14 protein-coding genes are annotated in these 18,829 nt (G+C 35.8%); 11 read left to right on the forward strand and 3 right to left on the reverse strand.

The genetic code is table 11. The annotated features are described in order from the left end of the window. Positions 1-48: 48 nt before the first annotated feature. From ACN6NE_RS20800 to ACN6NE_RS20820, 5 genes are all read left to right on the forward strand, one after another. Entirely contained in the window at positions 49-1,263 is a 1,215-nt protein-coding gene (locus ACN6NE_RS20800) for a cystathionine gamma-synthase family protein (protein WP_129708293.1), read from the forward strand. 232 nt (positions 1,264-1,495) lie between these two features. Then, positions 1,496-2,068 carry an HTH-type transcriptional regulator Hpr gene (locus tag ACN6NE_RS20805; protein ID WP_129708296.1) on the forward strand — a complete coding sequence of 191 codons (573 nt, stop codon included), beginning with the start codon at positions 1,496-1,498 and terminating at the stop codon, positions 2,066-2,068. A gap of 194 nt (positions 2,069-2,262) precedes the next feature. After that, positions 2,263-2,832, forward strand: coding sequence for a GerAB/ArcD/ProY family transporter (locus tag ACN6NE_RS20810; protein ID WP_240702659.1), 570 nt, complete (start codon positions 2,263-2,265; stop codon positions 2,830-2,832). Next, entirely contained in the window at positions 2,795-3,286 is a 492-nt protein-coding gene (locus ACN6NE_RS20815; protein ID WP_474327005.1) for a Ger(x)C family spore germination C-terminal domain-containing protein, read from the forward strand. The genes ACN6NE_RS20810 and ACN6NE_RS20815 overlap by 38 nt, the downstream gene beginning before the upstream one ends. A 107-nt stretch (positions 3,287-3,393) precedes the next feature. Further along, positions 3,394-4,428 carry a DUF3231 family protein gene (locus tag ACN6NE_RS20820; RefSeq protein WP_129708302.1) on the forward strand — a complete coding sequence of 345 codons (1,035 nt, stop codon included), beginning with the start codon at positions 3,394-3,396 and terminating at the stop codon, positions 4,426-4,428. A 59-nt stretch (positions 4,429-4,487) separates the two neighbouring features. On the opposite strand, the gene garD is transcribed toward ACN6NE_RS20820, so the two are convergent. Next, the gene (garD, locus tag ACN6NE_RS20825; protein ID WP_129708304.1) at positions 4,488-6,023 is read right to left on the reverse strand and encodes a galactarate dehydratase; all 1,536 of its coding nucleotides are present in this window, start codon (positions 6,021-6,023) and stop codon (positions 4,488-4,490) included. Positions 6,024-6,237: 214 nt separating this feature from the next. On the opposite strand from garD, the gene ACN6NE_RS20830 reads away from it, so the two are divergent. The 6 genes from ACN6NE_RS20830 (at position 6,238) to ACN6NE_RS20855 (ending at position 14,578) form a co-directional block, all read left to right on the forward strand. Then, complete coding sequence (locus ACN6NE_RS20830; protein ID WP_474327008.1) at positions 6,238-8,157, forward strand: sigma 54-interacting transcriptional regulator; 1,920 nt, start codon at positions 6,238-6,240, stop codon at positions 8,155-8,157. Positions 8,158-8,313: 156 nt separating this feature from the next. Next, a complete protein-coding gene (gene kdgD / locus ACN6NE_RS20835) occupies positions 8,314-9,246 on the forward strand; it encodes a 5-dehydro-4-deoxyglucarate dehydratase (protein WP_165351728.1) in 933 nt (310 codons plus the stop codon). Positions 9,247-9,285: 39 nt separating this feature from the next. Beyond that, a complete protein-coding gene (gene gucD / locus ACN6NE_RS20840; RefSeq protein ID WP_129708310.1) occupies positions 9,286-10,752 on the forward strand; it encodes an alpha-ketoglutaric semialdehyde dehydrogenase GucD in 1,467 nt (488 codons plus the stop codon). Between the two features lie 119 nt (positions 10,753-10,871). Continuing rightward, the gene (locus ACN6NE_RS20845; RefSeq protein WP_474327732.1) at positions 10,872-12,245 is read left to right on the forward strand and encodes an MFS transporter; all 1,374 of its coding nucleotides are present in this window, start codon (positions 10,872-10,874) and stop codon (positions 12,243-12,245) included. Between the two features lie 36 nt (positions 12,246-12,281). After that, a complete protein-coding gene (gene gudD / locus ACN6NE_RS20850) occupies positions 12,282-13,655 on the forward strand; it encodes a glucarate dehydratase (protein WP_474327011.1) in 1,374 nt (457 codons plus the stop codon). 218 nt (positions 13,656-13,873) lie between these two features. Beyond that, the gene (locus tag ACN6NE_RS20855) at positions 13,874-14,578 is read left to right on the forward strand and encodes a FadR/GntR family transcriptional regulator (RefSeq protein WP_029714538.1); all 705 of its coding nucleotides are present in this window, start codon (positions 13,874-13,876) and stop codon (positions 14,576-14,578) included. Positions 14,579-15,152: 574 nt separating this feature from the next. On the opposite strand, the gene ACN6NE_RS20860 is transcribed toward ACN6NE_RS20855, so the two are convergent. Then, positions 15,153-16,292, reverse strand: a complete 1,140-nt coding sequence (locus ACN6NE_RS20860) for a hypothetical protein (RefSeq protein WP_034264556.1) — start codon at positions 16,290-16,292, stop codon at positions 15,153-15,155. An 898-nt stretch (positions 16,293-17,190) separates the two neighbouring features. Continuing rightward, positions 17,191-18,621, reverse strand: coding sequence for a hypothetical protein (locus ACN6NE_RS20865; protein WP_028413700.1), 1,431 nt, complete (start codon positions 18,619-18,621; stop codon positions 17,191-17,193). Positions 18,622-18,829 lie beyond the last annotated feature (208 nt).

An 18,829-nucleotide genomic window follows, 5' to 3' on the forward strand; every position in this document is an offset into this window, starting at 1 on the left:
ATATAATCTAATCAATATCTAATTAACAAAACCAGAGGTGATGAGTGAATGACAGACAAACAGTTTGGAAATGTACAAGACGGAACAAAAGCGGTATGGGCAGGAGAAAAAGAATCGCTTGCTTATAATGCCACTCAAGTTCCCGTCGTCTTCAGCGTAGCTTATAATTATGATGATGTAGACGAATGGCAAGAAGTTGCGTTAGGAAACAAACCAGGCTATACGTATAATCGCATGAGTAATCCTACGGTTAAAGCTTTTGAAGAAAAAGTAAGGATACTCGAAGAAGCAGAAGAAGCGGTCGCATTTTCCTCCGGAATGGCGGCTATTAGCAGCACATTGTACACGTTTTTAAAACCGGGAGACAGAGTCGTATCAGTAAAGGATACATATGGAGGAACAAATAAAATCTTCACTGAGTTCCTTCCTAACATCGGAGTGGATGTAACCTTATGTAATACGGGGAATTATGAAGAAATTGAAGCGGAAGTCAATAAAGGATGTAAAGTGCTGTATTTAGAGTCACCTACAAATCCTACGATGAAAATTATTGATATTGAAAGAATAGCGAACGCAGGAAAATCGGTAGGGGCATTGGTCATTATCGATAATACGTTTGCGACACCAATTAACCAAAACCCTCTTCAATTAGGAGTAGATCTTGTTATTCACAGCGCCACAAAATTTTTAAGCGGACATGCGGATGCTTTAGGCGGGATAGTATGCGGCTCTAAAGAGTTAATGCAGCATGTGTATCACTACCGTGAAATCAATGGCGCGACCATGGACCCCATGTCAGCGTATCTTATTTTAAGAGGAATGAAGACGTTAAAATTACGTATACGTCAACAAGAACGAAGCGCTTTGGAAATTGCTAAATTTCTTCAAAAGAAAGAAGCTGTAGAAGCCGTCTATTATCCTGGGTTGGAAACACACCCTCATCATCATATTGCCAAAAAACAAATGAAAGGCTTTGGCGGAATATTAAGCTTTGTTTTAAAAGGAGAAATGGAAGCTATTAAAATTTTGCTGCCAAAGTTAACGTATGCAAATAAAGCCGGTAATTTAGGAGCGGTTGAAACGATTTACGGCCCGGCAAGAACGACTAGTCACGTAGAATGTACGCTTGAAGAACGTAAAGCTCTTGGAATATCAGAAGGACTGGTTCGCATATCTGTAGGAATTGAAGATACGGAAGATTTAATTGTAGACTTAGAACAAGCATTTGCTCACTTAGAATCTGCATCATCTATTAGTAATTAAAAAGACATGTATTACTTTTTTTTATAAAAATAAGGTAAGCAACTCTTTTTAGCTGGTAGACATTACTTCAAAATTGCAGAGATGTTGTGGAATAAAGCTGATAAATTAAACTGCACGTGTATTTTTTCGTCTGATTTTGTAGGTATGCTGATAAATTAGATAAAATAAAAATGTTTTTACACGCTTTAAAAATAAACTAACTTACAATAGCCTACAAATAAGGAATGATAGTATGTCGAAACAAGAAAGTGAATACACAATAAAAGATGCATCATTGTTTGGATTCAAATTAATGCAGGTAAGTAAAGCCATCTGGAGAGCTGCAGAAGATGATTGGGAGCAATGGGTGAAACCTTATGGTCTGAATGTAAATGAGCATCATATTTTATGTTTGGCTAGCAGCACGGGAGAAATCTCTATGTCAGAGTTAGCTAACTTAGGAGCTATGCATATCTCTACAGCATTTAATTTTTCGAAAAAATTAGAAAATCAAGGATATCTGCATTTGTTCAAAAGAGAAAATGATAAAAGAAACACCTACATCAAATTGACTGAAAGCGGAGAACAATTATTGCTTGATACGCTCAAAGGGTATGAACCACATAACAGTAAGGTATGTAAAGGCGCACTTCCTTTAAAAACGTTATACGGCAAATTCCCCGCTTTTCCAGAGCTCGTAACCGTTGTTCGCCACGTTTGCGGCGGCGAGCTAGTGACCGTTGCTGATCAACCTTTTGTGAATATAGAAGAAGCGGGAATAGAAGAAAATGAAGATAAGAAAGAAGTCCAGCTAACTAGTAATTGAACGCAGTGAATAATATGCAGACAATAGGGCTTCATGAAAATAAGTGAATAACAGGCGGAGCTGTTTTATACGTGAGAAATACGACGTATAAAACAGCTCTTTTTTATTTTTGGAATAATGATTCTCCATTATATTATGAGAAATTTAGGATAAGCTACCAGTAGTAAATTTTCTGAAGAGAAGGAGTGATTACCATGAATAAGTCAGACTCAATTTCTGTTTTTCAATTGATCCTTCTTTCAATGACGTTTATTGGCTTAAAAACTCATGTGATGCTCATATCTCCATTAATTAAAACGGCAGGACGAGATGCTTGGATCACCGTTCTTCTTACTTGTCTTTTAACGCTCATATGGGTTCCTTTACTCGTATATGTAAATAAAAAAACAAAGGGCGAACATCTTTTTCAATGGATGAAAAAACATATGAATAAGCCATTTACCAATATCGTTATTTTTCTTACAATCGCTTATTTGACCATTAGGGAGATTGTCACTTTACGAGAGACGACTACGTGGATTAATATTATTTTTCTTCAGCGAACACCTTTAATTATCCTCGTTTTACTATTTGGTTTTACCTGTTGCTTACTTGCCGCTACGAGCATTAGGACGATTAGTATTGTAAACGTGTTTCTTTTATGTTTTATTGTACTATTAGGTTTTTTTGTTTCTTTTACAAACTTTCAATTTAAAGATTATTCTTTATTGCAGCCTGTTTTAGAAAATGGCTATTTTCCTGTTATTAAAAGGAATTTTTTCTGAGAATAAAATCAAAGGGCTGAGATGGATAACGGATGAATTTGTACGAGCTGGTTTACGGGTAAGGCTGCCTAATCATTCCGATATTGATCTTGTAGTAGACAAGAAAAAAGTAAAAATTGAACCTGTTATAAAAGGTAGTAATTTAACATTTAATATAAAAGTTCGTGCAAAAGCAACGATTTTAGTTATGCCGCAGCACGAAAAACTATCGACTATAAAAAAAGAAGCTGAACAGAAAATTAAGAAACAAATTATTGAAACGTACACGCAAGGCTTAAGTATAAACAGCGATGTTTACAGGCTTTCTCATGTTCTTTATAAAAAAGAACTGCGTAAATGGAAAGCTGTTCAAAGCAACGGGGCAATTCCTTTAACAAAAGACTCAATACACGTGAAGGTCAACGTACAGGTTAAGCACGGAAACAAACAGCGAATAGGTCCAACTGTAGATTAAAATACTGAAAACCTGCATACCTCACCTAATAATGTCAAATCAAAAGTGGAAGAATAGATAAAATAGAAAAGACCAACCTAAGAACAAATCGAATTAGGAGATTATAGATGGAAACAATCAAACCAACTAAAATAGTTTCAAAAAAAACAAGCGTGAAAGAGAAATTAACAGCCCCCGAAATGGGTAAACTTTGGGCAACCTATATGGGCAACAGCATGTCTTCATATATTTTAAGTTATTTTCTTGAACACGTTGAAGATCCGGATATAAAAAAGCTGTTACAACATGCAAAAGGTTTAACGGAAGAATTTCAAACTAACGTAAAAGACATTTTCACAAAAGAGAATGTGCCAATTCCGTATGGATTTACACAAGAAGACGTGAACCTAGGCGCTCCAAAGCTGTTTGAAGATGAATTTTACGTGCACTATTTAAAATATGCTGCTAAAGCGGGACTAAGCATTTACAGTATCGCACTGCCCCTAATGTATAGAGAAGATGTAAAGACATTTTTAACGTATTGTATGAAAGCTACAATGGAGCTGATGGAGCAAATAAAAGCAATCTTAATGGATAAAGGACTTATTATTAAGCCGCCAATTATTCCCGCACCAGAAAAAGTGAATATCGCTACTACTCATTATTTAAGCGGGTTTATAGGAGATGTTCGACCTTTGCATGCATTAGAAATTGCTCATCTGTATGATAACATCGAGAATAATGTGACAAGCAAAGCCTTAATTTTGGCATTTAGTCAAGTTGTTAAAAGTGAAAAAATCCGTGCGTTATTTGTAAAAGGTGAAGATCTGACAAATAAAGCGGTAGAACGCTATATTGAAAAACTTCATCTAGATAATTTACCAGCGCCATCCTTTCTTGATCACTTAATTACTACTTCGACTTTTTCACCGTTTTCGGATAAATTGATGCTGTTCCATAAAATGGATATGTTCTCGATGAAAATGAGGGCTTTTGGAAATTCAGTGGCCGTCAATGGAAGACATGATTTGGCGCTGTTATATGGAAAATCAATGACAAATATCTCAAAGTTTGTAAAGGAGGCTGCGGATATTATGATGGAAAATGGCTGGATGGAAACACCGCCAGAAGCGGCAGATAGAGATCATTTAAACTCCAACTAGTTACTCAACGCGTCATAAAACAACGAGAACCAGTTTAGAAACAGGTTCTCGTTATGTTGTTAAGTTAAAGGAGCAGGGTTAAAAAGACATAAATCATTATGCAGCCCCCAATAATCACTCCACGTTTTCTTATGGCCGCTTGCTATTTCTATAATTAAGTGAAAAAGTTCCCAACCCACCTCCTCAATGGTTGCCTCTCCTTGTGCTATTCTTCCTGCATCTAAATCTATTAAATCATCCCATTGCTCAGTTAATGAACTTCTAGTAGATACTTTAAGAACAGGTGCCATTGCCAGGCCATATGGAGTTCCTCTCCCTGTTGTGAAAATATGCATGTTCATCCCAGAAGCTAACTGTAATGTTCCGCATACAAAATCACTCGCCGGAGTTGCTGCATAGATTAAGCCTTTTTTAGTCGGTTTTTCTCCAGGCGATAAAACTTCGACGATTGGAGTTGTTCCTGCTTTAGCTATAGAGCCAAGTGCTTTTTCTACTACGTTTACAAGTCCGCCTTTTTTATTTCCAGGTGAAGGATTTGCACTTCTATCAGCTTCGCCTCTTTTTAAATATTGATCATACCACTTCATTTCATTAATTAGAGATTGACCGACTTCTTCATTAATTGTTCGTGGCGTTAACAAATGAATAGCATCTCGAACTTCAGTAACTTCAGAAAATAAAACAGTAGCGCCTGCTCTTACTAGTAAATCTGCCGCATATCCAACTGCTGGATTGGCGGTAACACCGGAAAAGGCATCGCTTCCTCCACATTGTAAACCTACCGTTAAATCAGATAGGGGGCAGGTTACGCGCGTCCTGTTATTTAGCTTAATTAATTTTTCCTCTGCCATCTCTATGATTGTAGCAACCATTTGCTTAAAGCCTGTCTGGTCCTGCAAACGTGTTATATTTCCTGAATCCTCCTGGGGAATCAAAAGTTCAGGAAGAAGCTTTTCACACCCTAAGCCAACTACTAAAACTTCACCCCCGAAATTTGGATGGGTAGAAAGATTTTGTAATGTACGAATCGGAATGACGGCGTCCGGTGCATTAATGGCAACTCCGCAGCCATAATTATGAGTTAAAGCTACTACATCCTCTACATTTGGATAAGAAGGAAGAAGCTCTGTTTTGATTTTTTTAACCGCATAATCAAGTACTCCTGCTACACATTGAACACTTGTCGCAATTCCAAGTATATTTTTTGTTCCAACACTTCCATTTGTATTTTTATAGCCTTCAAATGTGTAACCTTCTAAAGGAGGTAAAGGGGCAAAAACTTTAGTTTCCAAAGGCAACTTTTCTAAAATAGGAGGATCAGGCAGGGTAACATATGATTCTTTTACCCAAGTTCCTTGAGAAATTGGTGAGGAAGCAGTTCCGATAATTTCTCCATAGCGAATAATTTTGTCATCTTTCTCAAAGTTTCTTAATGAAACTTTATGCCCTTGAGGGATATATTCTTTTAACTCTAACCCAGATGGAAACACAGTTCCTTTCGGCAATCCTTTTGAGTTTACAATAGTAGCAACATTATCGTTTTCATTTACTTTGATATAAAGGGGTTTTTCCGTTTGATTGATTTGCAAAGACATGATTCATCTCTCCTTAATCGCTTTTAATTTCTTTCTAAACATGTTCATCTTTATTTATTGCAATAAGCATGCCAAGTGCTTTAACGGGTAAAAAAAGCCTTTATATCGAATAAAAGTGATGAAATATACAACAATTGTTGTACATAAAGCAACAATTGTTGTGTCAATACGTTATAATAACTAGAATATTCTAACTAATAAGGAGGGAACGAATATGTCAAAAATTGCTTTTATTGCTCCAGATAAACAACTGTTTTTACAAGGGAGAAGAGTAATTCAAGAGTTAGGATTACAAGGAGAGGTTGAAATCTATCTTGCAAGGTTAAGTCGCGCCGTAAAACTCGCCAATAAATTAGAATCCAGTTGTGATGTTATCGTTTGCAGAGGAGGGACTGCAAGGTTAATTACTGATTCTGTAAGCAGAATTCCTCTAGTTGAAATTCCAATTACAGGACAAGATTTAGCTCAAGCCTTTTATAAAAGCAAGAAGGAAACAGGCTTAGAGAATCCTAAAGTGGCCATGCTCGCGTTTCAGAATATGAAAAATGATGTGGGGATTTTAGCAGATATTTTGGATATCAACCTTTCTATTTATCCTCTTAATTCAGTTGAAGATATTTCAACTTGTATTGAGCAACTTTCTTCAGTAGAAACAGATATTGTTATTGGCGGAATGAAAACAACTACTTTATCGCTTAGGAAAGGCTTTAAGGCAATTCCTATTGAATCTGGAAACTCCGCTGTTAGAACAGCATTTTTAGAAGCTAAAAAGATTTCTTTAGGAAGAAAAATTGAAAAAGAGCGTTCCCAAACAGTTAAAGCCCTTATTGATTATTCTATACAAGGAATTATTAGTATTAATAGAAATAAAAAAGTAGAAGTATTTAATCATGCTGCTGAGCATTTACTAGAATTAAAAAGGCAAGAAGTGCTAGGAAAGCAGATCGATGCTGCTATGCCTTTTTTACCTATTAAAAATTGTTTTGAAGGAGAAGAGCATCTAGGTATAATCAAAAAAATTAAAAATAAAAGTTTAATATTTAATATTGCTCCAATTAAAGTGGAGAAAGACATTATTGGAGCAATGATAACTTTTCAAGATATTACAAGTATTCAAGAAATGGAAGCTAAAATTAGAGGGGAAGTACTGTCAAGAAAGTTCGAGACACGCTATACATTTTCTGATATTTTAGGACATTCTAGGCAAATTTTTGAAGCCAAACGGATTGGACAGACAGTGTCTTCGGTAGATGCAACCGTTCTAATTTATGGGGAGTCTGGCACTGGGAAAGAGTTATTTGCTCAGAGTATTCATGCAGAAAGTTTGCGGAAAAACGGTCCTTTTGTTGCTGTTAATTGTGCCGCCATTCCGCCTAATTTACTGGAAAGTGAGTTATTTGGATATGTAGAAGGGGCCTTTACTGGGGCGACCAGAAAAGGAAAGCAAGGTTTGTTTGAGATGGCGCATCGAGGAACGATTTTTCTGGATGAAATCTCTGAGATGGATACATATGGACAATCGCGCTTACTGAGAGTTTTACAAGAAAAACAGGTTATGCGCTTAGGTGATAATAAATATATTCCTGTAGATGTAAGAGTTATTGCAGCAACGAACAAAAATTTATTAAAAGTCGTAGAAAAAGGCGAATTTCGAGAGGATTTACTTTATAGGCTTAAGGTCTTAACTATAAATATTCCACCGCTCCGTAAAAGAAAAAGTGATATTCGTTATCTTGCTCAGCATTTTTTAGTCTATTACACTAATCTCTATAAAAAGAAAAATATAGAAATTACAGAAAAAGCTTATTCACAATTAACTACCTATGAATGGAAAGGAAATGTAAGAGAATTAATGCATTTTATTGAAAGATTAGTAGTAATCAGTAAAAATAATGTAGTTTCGGCTCAGGATATGAAAGAGCAGCTAAATGAAAATGTTTTTGAAACAAATTACCTCGGTGAAGAAGCGGAAACTAACAATCATCTTCAATCTGAAAAAGAGCAAATTTTGCTTACTCTAAGGGAAACCCATTCCAATATATCTCAAGCAGCTAAATTGTTGGGAATTGATCGAAGTACACTTTACCGTAAGTTGAGAAACTATGAAATTGAAATAAAAAAAGCGTATAAATAGAAACAAAACACACCTCTAACAAAGAGGTGTGTTTTGTTTCTATTTTAAAATCCTTTATTTAATAATTTAAGTTTATTTATTTTATTGACAAACAATTTAATTTGTCTTACAATAAAAAAGTAAAAATTATCTGAAAATTTATAGGAGGATATGCATGTGAATATGAATAGAAAAGCACCTACAGGAATTTTAGGTTTCCCCGTTGCTCCCCTTAATAACCAAGGAAAATTAGATGAAAAAGCTTTAGAAACAAATATTCAATTTTTATTAGACGAAGGATTAGAGGCTATCTTCATCGCTTGCGGTTCAGGTGAATTTCAATCCTTAAATACAAAAGAATATACAGCAATGCTAGAAGTAGCTATATCTGTCGTCAACGGAAAAGTTCCCGTTTATACAGGTGTGGGCGGTAATCTTTCTACAGCTTTAGAATGGGCTCGTATTTCAGAGGAAAAACAGGCAGACGGCTATTTAATTTTACCTCCATACTTAATTGAAGGTGAACAAGAAGGCCTTTACAACTATCTAAAAGCAATCATTGAGCATACACATTTAAACGCAATTGTTTATCAAAGAGACAATGCCATTTTACAGTTGCCAACTTTAGAAAAACTTACAGAATTAAACCAATTAGTAGGATTAAAAGACGGATATGGAAATATGGAATTAAATATAGAATTAACCCAGTCTTTACGAAAGCGACTAGGCTGGCTAAACGGAATGCCAATGGCTGAAGTAACGATGCCAGCATACGCTCCAATTGGATTTGATTCTTATTCGTCAGCAATTTCTAACTATATTCCGCACATATCAAGAATGTTTTACAACGCTTTATTAAGTCACGATCAAGAGTTACTAAGTGAACTCTACCAAAATATAATTCTTCCAATTAACGATATTCGCAAGCAGAAAAAAGGATATGCTGTTTCATTGATTAAAGCAGGAATGGAAATTATAGGTCTACCTGTTACAGATACAGTAAGGCCTCCTATTGTTTCAGTAGATAAAGAACATTACGCACAGCTCGAAAAGATTTTAACACGAGCATTTGATCAATATCCTAAATCCTCTAAACAAGTTTTATCTTAACCAATAAAATGTAAACGCTTTATAAAAAGGAGAGTTCATATGACAATTAGTGTTCAAAACAAACAATACTTAAATTTTATTAACGGAAAAGGCGTGCCATCATCGTCTCAAGAGATGATGGAAAGTCTAAACCCAGCCAATAAGAAAGAGGCTGTAGGATATGTACAAAAATCAACTCTTGAAGATTTAAATCTAGCGGTAAAAGCAGCTCAACAAGCTCAAGAAAAATGGAAGCGCTTGTCAGGCGTAGATCGCGGACAGTACCTTCACAAAGCTGCGGATATTATGGAAAATAGACTAGATGAAATTGCGGAATGTGCTACCCGTGAAATGGGAAAAACCTTGTCTGAAACAAAAGGAGAAACAGCTCGCGGAATAGCTATTCTTCGATACTATGCGGGAGAAGGTATGAGAAAAATGGGAGATGTAATTCCTTCTACCGATGCTGAAGCATTGATGTTTACATCTCGAGTGCCGTTAGGTGTTGTTGGAGTTATCACCCCATGGAACTTTCCTATTGCTATTCCTATATGGAAAATAGCTCCGGCACTTGTCTACGGAAACACTATCATAATTAAACCAGCTACCGAAACAGCTATTACGTGTGCTAAGATTATCGAATGTTTTGAAGAAGCAAAAATTCCAGCGGGTGTAGTAAACATGATTACTGGCTCAGGGTCAATCATTGGTCAAGCTATTGCTGAACATCCAGAAATTAATGCGATTACATTTACAGGTTCCGATCGAGTAGGTAAACAAATTGGTCAAAAGGCTTTCGTTCGAGGAGCTAAATATCAGTTAGAAATGGGGGGGAAGAACCCTGTAATTGTAGCGGCGGATGCAGATTTAGATTTAGCAGTAGAAGGTACAATCAGCGGGGCATTCCGTTCGACAGGTCAAAAATGTACTGCGACGAGTCGTGTAATTGTTCAGCACGAGGTATATGAAAAATTCAAACAAAAGCTATTAGCAAAAACAAAAGAAATTACCGTTGGAGAAGGGTTAAACGGGGAAACGTGGATGGGGCCATGTGCAAGCGAAAATCAGTTACAGAACGTATTGTCATATATTGAAAAAGGAAAAAGTGAAGGTGCAACTCTTTTATTCGGAGGACGTCAGTTAACTAACGGGGAATACGAAAATGGATTTTACGTAGAACCTACTATTTTTGAAAACGTAGAATCGAATATGACGATTTCACAAGAAGAAATTTTTGGTCCTGTCATAGCGCTGATGAAAGTAGAATCCATTGAGGAAGCATTAGCACTAGCTAACGATGTTCAATATGGGCTAAGCGCTTCTATTTTCACTACAAATATTTCTCATATGCTTTCATTTATTAATGAAATGGATGCTGGACTTATTCGAATTAACTCGGAAAGCGCAGGCGTTGAACTTCAGGCACCGTTTGGAGGCATGAAACAATCAAGTTCTCACTCTAGAGAACAAGGGGAGGCTGCTAAGGAGTTTTTCACTGCTATTAAAACTGTTTTTATAAAAAGTTAAATACCTTTATTGTATTATGAACCTTTTATTCTCTTGAAAAGGAGGAAAATTCCTTCTTTTTAAGAGAGATAAACATAGGAAAAGAACAAAACAATAAGAGGGGGATGGAATAGGTGATTATGCAAGCTAAACCAAAATTGGAAGCGGGAAGCAGCAAAAAAAGCCATGTACGCTGGTTTGTCGTATTTATGCTTTTCGTTTTGACGACAATTAATTATGCAGATAGAGCGACGCTGTCCATTGTAGGAGACTCTGTTCAAAAAGAATTAGGCTTAAATTCAGTTTCAATGGGGTATGTTTTTTCAGCATTTGGATGGGCTTATGTAATTGGTCAGCTTCCTGGAGGGTGGTTTTTAGACAAATTCGGATCAAAGACAATCATTGCATGCAGTGTATTTTTTTGGTCTATTTTTACCTTTTTTCAAGGATTTATCGGCTTTTTTAGTGGCGGTGCTGCTATAATTATCTTATTTACGCTTCGTTTTATGGTTGGGTTAGCTGAAGCCCCTTCTTTTCCAGGAAATAGCCGTATTGTAGCGGCCTGGTTTCCAAAATCTGAACGTGGGACAGCCTCTGCAATTTTTAATTCGGCTCAGTATTTTGCACTAGTATTATTTTCGCCTATTATGGCATGGCTCACTCACAGATTCGGCTGGCATTTTGTATTTATTATTATGGGTGTCTTAGGGGGAATCTTAGCTGCTGTTTGGATGAAAGTGATCTATAGTCCAAGCAAACATCCTCGCATTACAAAAGAAGAAGTAAATTATATCCAGCAGGGCGGCGGGCTCATTGATATGGATGATAAAAAAATAGAAACAAAGAAAAATACCGGCCCGGGATGGAATCAAATTAAACAACTTCTTAAGAGCAGAATGTTGTTAGGGGTTTATATTGGACAATATTGTATTACGACGCTCACTTATTTCTTTTTAACATGGTTTCCTGTTTATTTAGTTCAAGCACGCGGAATGTCAATTTTGGAAGCTGGATTTATTGCTTCTTTGCCTGCTATATGCGGATTTTTAGGAGGGGTGTTAGGAGGAATTGTATCTGATTTCTTTTTAAAGAGAGGTCGTTCATTAACGTTTGCACGTAAAACACCTATTGTTATTGGCATGTTGCTTTCCTGTAGCATGGTTGCTTGCAATTATGTAGATGCTGAATGGATTGTTGTAGTAATTATGTCACTTGCTTTTTTTGGAAAAGGCTTTGGAGCATTAGGGTGGGCTGTTGTGGCTGACACTTCCCCTAAAGAAATAGCGGGTTTAAGCGGCGGGCTTTTTAACACATTTGGGAACATTGCTTCTATTACAACACCTATCATTATTGGGTACATTGTCAATGCAACAGGCTCTTTTAATGGAGCATTGGTTTTTGTGGGCGCTAACGCTCTTGTAGCTATTCTCTGCTATCTTCTTTTAGTGGGAGAGATTAAACGAGTAGAACTAAAGAATATCCCCGCAAAGGATGAAAGTACGTTTAATATGTAAGCGGATACATCAAAACCTAAATTAGGAGTGGAAATCATGAACAATTATGTCCTTACAAATAGTGAAATTCAAAACGAAAAAAAATCGTCTACGCCTCAAATTATAGATATGCAGGTCATACCAGTGGCTGGGTATGATAGTATGCTGCTTAATCTCAGTGGAGCTCACAGTCCCTTTTTTACTCGAAATATTGTTATTTTAAAAGACAGTACCGGAAGCACAGGGGTGGGAGAGGTACCTGGAGGTGAAAACATTCGTCAAACCCTTGAAGATGCGAAAACATTTGTAGTAGGTGAATCAATCGGAAATTATAATAACATCTTAAATACAGTACGTAAAAAATTTGAAGATCGAGATATGGCAGGCCGAGGCCTTCAAACATTCGATTTACGGACGACTATTCATGCTGTTACAGCGTTGGAGGCGGCGTTATTAGATTTAGTAGGAAAATTTCTTGATGTACCAGTTGCAGCATTATTAGGAGAAGGACAACAAAGAGAATACGTGGAAATGCTAGGTTATTTATTTTATATTGGAAATCGCAAAAAAACCGACTTGGACTATCTAAGTGGTGAAAATGAAAAAGTGGAGTGGTTCCGACTTCGTCATGAAGAAGCTCTGACTCCTGAAGCAATCGTAAAACTTGCACAGGCAGCTCATCAGCAATATGGATTTAATGATTTTAAATTAAAAGGCGGTGTACTTCAAGGTGAGCAAGAAATAGAAGCGGTAGCAGCATTAGCTGAAAAATTCTCTGAAGCTCGAATTACCTTAGACCCCAACGGAGCTTGGTCTTTGGAAGAAGCTATTCAACTATGTAAAAATAAACATCATATATTGGCCTATGCAGAGGACCCTTGCGGAAGCGAAAATGGATATTCAGCAAGAGAAACAATGGCGGAATTTCGCAGAGCAACTGGACTGCCAACTGCTACGAATATGATTGCTACAGACTGGCGTCAAATGGGGCATGCTATCCAGTTAAACGCTGTAGATATTCCTCTAGCAGATCCCCATTTTTGGACGATGCAAGGCTCAGTTCGTGTAGCTCAAATGTGTCATGATTGGGGTCTTACATGGGGATCACATTCAAATAATCATTTTGACATTTCACTGGCCATGTTTACTCATGTGGCTGCTGCCGCTCCTGGAAAAATAACGGCTATTGATACACATTGGATTTGGCAAGATGGTCAGCGATTGACAAAAGATCCTTTTAAAATTGAGAGAGGAAGAGTAGCAGTACCTAAGAAACCAGGACTTGGCATAGAGGTGGATTTAGAACGAATCGAGCAAGCACATCAGCTATATAAGAAAATGCAATTAGGAGCACGTGATGATTCAAAAGCTATGCAGTATTTAATTAAAAATTGGAGCTTTGATAATAAACGTCCTTGTCTGGTACGTTAAAAATTTTTTCAAAAATAATTATAGGGTGCTTTTAGCTCGAACAATTCTACGTCTTTGTTCGAGCTTCTGTTTTTATAATAACGAGCAGTTTAATACATAATCTTATGTAGATAAGAAATAAGAATAGTTAAGAAGTAGTGGTTGGTAATACATAAAAAAATTCTATATGATATAATTAGTCTTACAAATAAACAATATTCAGAAAAGGGTGGATGAAGATGAGTGGTTCGACTAAAAAAGTGTCATTTGAATCCGTTAATCGTAATACGCTGGCAAAACAAGTAGTCGACCGTATTATTCAGTTATTGGTCAGCGGGCAATTAAAGCCAGGAGACAAACTGCCAACTGAAATGGAGTTATTAGACGTACTGAATGTAAGTCGCCCTGTATTGAGAGAAGCCTTGAGTGCATTAGAAGTACTTGGTGTAATTACACGAAAAACTCGTGGAGGTACGTATTTTAATAACAAAATAGGAGCACATCCTTTTTCCGTTATGTTAGCGTTATCAATCGATAATTTACCTGCAGTAGTGGAGGCGCGCATGGCACTAGAACTGGGCCTAGTAACCATGGCGGCGGAAAAAATAAACGATGATCAATTAAGCCAGTTAAAAGAAACGATCGAGGAAATAAAAAAGAGCAAAGATAACAATTACGGTGCAGCGGATAAGGAATTCCATCGAATTATTGCTGTTAGCGCGGATAATCCAGTGGTAGAAGGTATGATTAATTCCCTGCTTTTCACTCATGAAAAAACAGATAGCGAAATTACCTTTAGAGAACCAGCACTTACTGTAGAACATCATACCGCTATTTATAATGCGTTAGCTAATCATGACCCAGATGATGCATTCAAGAAAATGTATCATCATCTTAAATATGTACGTGATAAAGTTCTTAAACAATATAATCCTACTAAATAAAAAAAACACACAAAGCAGATGTAAAGAATTTGTTTTGTGTGTTTTTTTATGAAGTGATACAGATACATGAAGTAAGAAAGAGAGTTTCCATTTTATAGGATCGCTTTTTTCAGTGAGTTATATATTTTAATTTAATGCATTCAGATATACGAATGCTATTTATTCGCTGCTCTTTATTTTAAAGAAATTACTATACATTTATAAAAGATTAAAAAGAAATTAAAGAAATTATAAATATTGTTAAAACTGATATTGGTAAAAAGCTTCTGCTGACTGAGTTTAAGGGGTATTAAGGAATCAAAAAAACTGCAGTTAACAACAAGAATTTTCACGAAAAAATATAGGATTTTTTTATAACAGCCATATTTTCTACGCAATCGATCGGAAAATAACGTTTATTTATTGTCTTTTTTGTTCATTTAATTGATTTTTTTCACGAAAATGAAAATCATTATCATTTAAAGGGATTTATTATAGTTAATAGACAAATATATTTTAGTAAGTTAAAGAGAAAGAAAGAATGGGAGGGAAATAAAGTAGAGGTGAGTAAAAAAAGGCATAACAAAAAAGAGTATTATAGAGCGTTAATTTTTGCCTGATAATACCCGTTGGCAATTTTGCGGATATACGTAAAGAAGTTTGACTCCATTTCATGCACAAGAGGGCGAAATGCATCCATACTTTCTTCTATGTAAGTTTGTTGTAAGTAACGCTGAACGGACGTTAATGATTTTTCGATTATATCTAAACCGAATTCATGTACAATGGAATGAATATCTTCTTTTTTAATGGAATAATGGCCAAAAGATTTAAAGAAATTCTTAAACTGAGCAAATGCATGTTCTCCACGGATTTTTTCGATTTCTTTTTGTTTTTTACTATCATGAGCACCAGTTAAATTGAAGCTTAAAATAAAACCATCCTTAATTTTTTCAATAATTGATTTTCTTGGCTGCTTTTCTTCTAATAATGTTTTGACACAATCATCTTTTTCTAGCACATCGATACGGAAAATTTTACTCAATTTACTAGCCATTTCTTTAATAGCAGCTTTATAGCCAATGTATTTCGGAAGAATGTGTTTTACCTCGGTGTAAGATAAAAGGGCTTCTGAATCTTTCTTTACGTTTACATCAGATTCGTATACATACAAAGCACGTAAAGCCAGGCGCAGCATGTTAATATTTTTGATAGCCAGCAATTGATAAATCACTTCCATTGAAACAGAAGTGTAACCACCTTTTGAAGTATATGTATTGTGATCTTTATCAAGCATTTCCGGAGTATATGATATGTTTTGAGCATCAGCAGCTTCTTTTATATGTAAATCTAAAAAATCCTCTAAATAGTTGTTTAAAGAAACTTGAATATAGTCTCCCCATAAACGATCCCAGCGAATGATGTCGTAGTCTTCTAAAAGCTTATTATTATTTTGAACGGTCCGAACGGAACATTGGATTGTATTAGCCAGTTCTTGCTCAGAAATAATTGAAATATGACCTTGGCTGTTACATTTGGCTACGTAAGCTAAAATTTGCTTCATCAGAGAACCCGTCCACTTTATGTCTACAAAGTTTTTCGCTAGACCAAATGAATGTTTTTCATAGTAATAGCTGTTGTCTCGTTTCGTCTCTCTATTTAAACCACTCATGACAATCAGCAGCTTGTTTGCTATCAGGGTGTGCCGTTTTAGTGCCAGCTTTTGTATACTCATGTAGTTACCTCCTTCCCAAAACTATATACGTCGTCTTTTACAGTATAGACACAGTCATATAGGCTGTAAAATGACATATTTGCACGGAAAAATGGTGCATTTTTTTAAAAGACTAGTGATACCAAGGGACGAGACATCTATTTACAAGGTGACATATTTGCACGGAGATGTGGAGCAAAAATAGCGTTATATTTCATAAACGTTGATAAAACAGCATTCTTAAGACAAATGTCGTATTATGACGGATGAAATACACAAAATGCGACAAATTCAAAAAAATTTTGATGTAAAAATGACATATTTGCACGGAGAATAGGAGCAAAAATGATAAAAATAAAGATTTGGGCGACAAAGTGACACATTTGCACGGAAAATAGGGACAAAAAACAAAAAAATGCCCTTTTTTAGACACAGAAAGTTCACATTTTTACAGAGAATAAATGAACATTTGCAGAAAAAATCGCGTTTTTTTAAAAAAGTGGCATATTTGCACGGAAATCTGGAGCAAAAAACACTTTTGCACGGAGATTTGGAGCAAAAAATGCAGAAAACGGAGGGGGAAAGTCGCTGTCCCAAGAAAAATTATGTAAAAGTGGCATATTTGCACGGAAGATTGGAGCCAAACTTATAGTAAATGCAGTATAGAAAGAAAAGTGACACTTTTGCACGGGAACCTGGAGCAAAAATTAGTTGTAACACTTCTTTTAGACACAAAAAGTTCACAAAATGATAAGAAAGGTGAAGTTTAATAACTATATCAGCAGGGGAAATAGTATGTTTATATGGAGAATTGGAGCAAAAAAACACTTTTGCACGGAAATGTGGAGCAAAAAATGCAGTAACTAATGGTAGGCTAAAAAAAGAATGCTCTTATAAAGATCATAAGAGCATTCTTTTTTTAGCCTATAGAACTTGTTACGTTTTGATAGATAGAAAGGGGAGCATATTCGTAATCACCGGCTAATAAGTCTTTTACTTCACTTTCTCCCACAGGAATAAAGGTGATCTGAAACACTTGGCCCACTCTTTTATAAGATTGGACAGCTAGTTTTTGTTCGACTAGCTCATCTAAGGCTGTTTCAATTTCGACAAGGTTTTCTTTTTTGCGTCTTTTTCGAAAGCGGACTCTTGTCGAAAAATATAAATAATCTCTTGTGACATTGTATGAAGATTTTGTTTCATAGCAAATGAGACGCTCTTTTTGCATAACGAATAGCAAATGGTAAGCGGCGTCTAAACTTAATTTTTCTACTTTATTTTTGTAAATACGCACCGTTTGGCGTTGAATATAGTCTCTATATATCACTTCATTGACGTGAATTTCAGCAATTCGCGTTCCGTTTGGCATCGTAGTAATATCCACAAAGTCAAAAATACCATAGGCAATTGTCTTATTATGCTGTACTTTTGACATGCTGTAGTGCTTCATTTTTGTAATTCTTTCTTCTATCATCTGATAATTGCGCTTACTGTCTGTTTTATAAAGTGCTTTCACAAGGTCACCAATCTTTACGTTAATGATTTTTTGTGTAGCGAACAACTCGTCGCGTTGGCTCATGATCTCTAAAAACACCTTATAATCAAACCGATCTAAATCACTAATTTTATTTCCATTTTCTTCAGCGTATTCTTTTTCTATTAACAATTCGTAATCTGTCCCGTCTTCAGAGTTATAAGTACTTAAGAAATATTCTTTTCCTTCTTTCTCTAATAGGGGTTGCTCGACGAGAAGCTTTGCTCTTGAGTTAGAGAAAAAAGGGTTCTCTACAGTTGAAAAAGGGCTCTCAATAATACTATGATTTCCATTTTGGAAGCTAGGGTCCAGTATAGTCAGCCCAATAATAATAGATATATCCGTATGAATTGCTTTTTCTCGCTGTGTTTTGGTTTTTTGATGAATATAAGGATAATCCGTTAAGAAGAAGCTATCTTCTTGACTCCATTCACGTAGAATATCAATTCGTTTATTAATGACTTCTTCCGGAGACGGTATGTTTTCAAACTGTTTGCAAAAGAGTTCTTTTCCGTTTGTTTTATAATAAGCTGTTAGCGCTCTGTATTCCCCAATCAGCTCTTTATTCTTCTTGGGCTTTTTTTGCTCATAGTCGCGTATAGCAGCATCTAACCATCTGCGTTTCGTACGATTGAGAAAGTCTTTTTTTAAAATCCTCAACGCTTCGTTTACATCTTTATTTTCAAAGTGCTGCTGATAAAGAGGGAGGATGGTGCTCTCTAAATCACCTTTTATACTTTCGTTATAAACGGATAAGAGGCGTAATTTAGATACTCTATCAATGACTTCGCGTATGAGTAAAGATGAATAATCCATACACATCTAACCTCCTTAATCTTAAGTTAGTCATTTTAATCCTTAGTTGGATAGTAGCTTTAAATCTATTGTAATGCACGAAAGTTCGATGCCACAAACAAAAGGCGGCTACTATCTATAGTCTATTTTTCATTATACACGTGCAAAGCAGGCGAAGGGGGGGATTTTCTTATTTTCTTTTTTGGTAATCTAAATTTGGTCATGAAGT

The organism is Priestia sp. 53B2, from assembly GCF_056099005.1.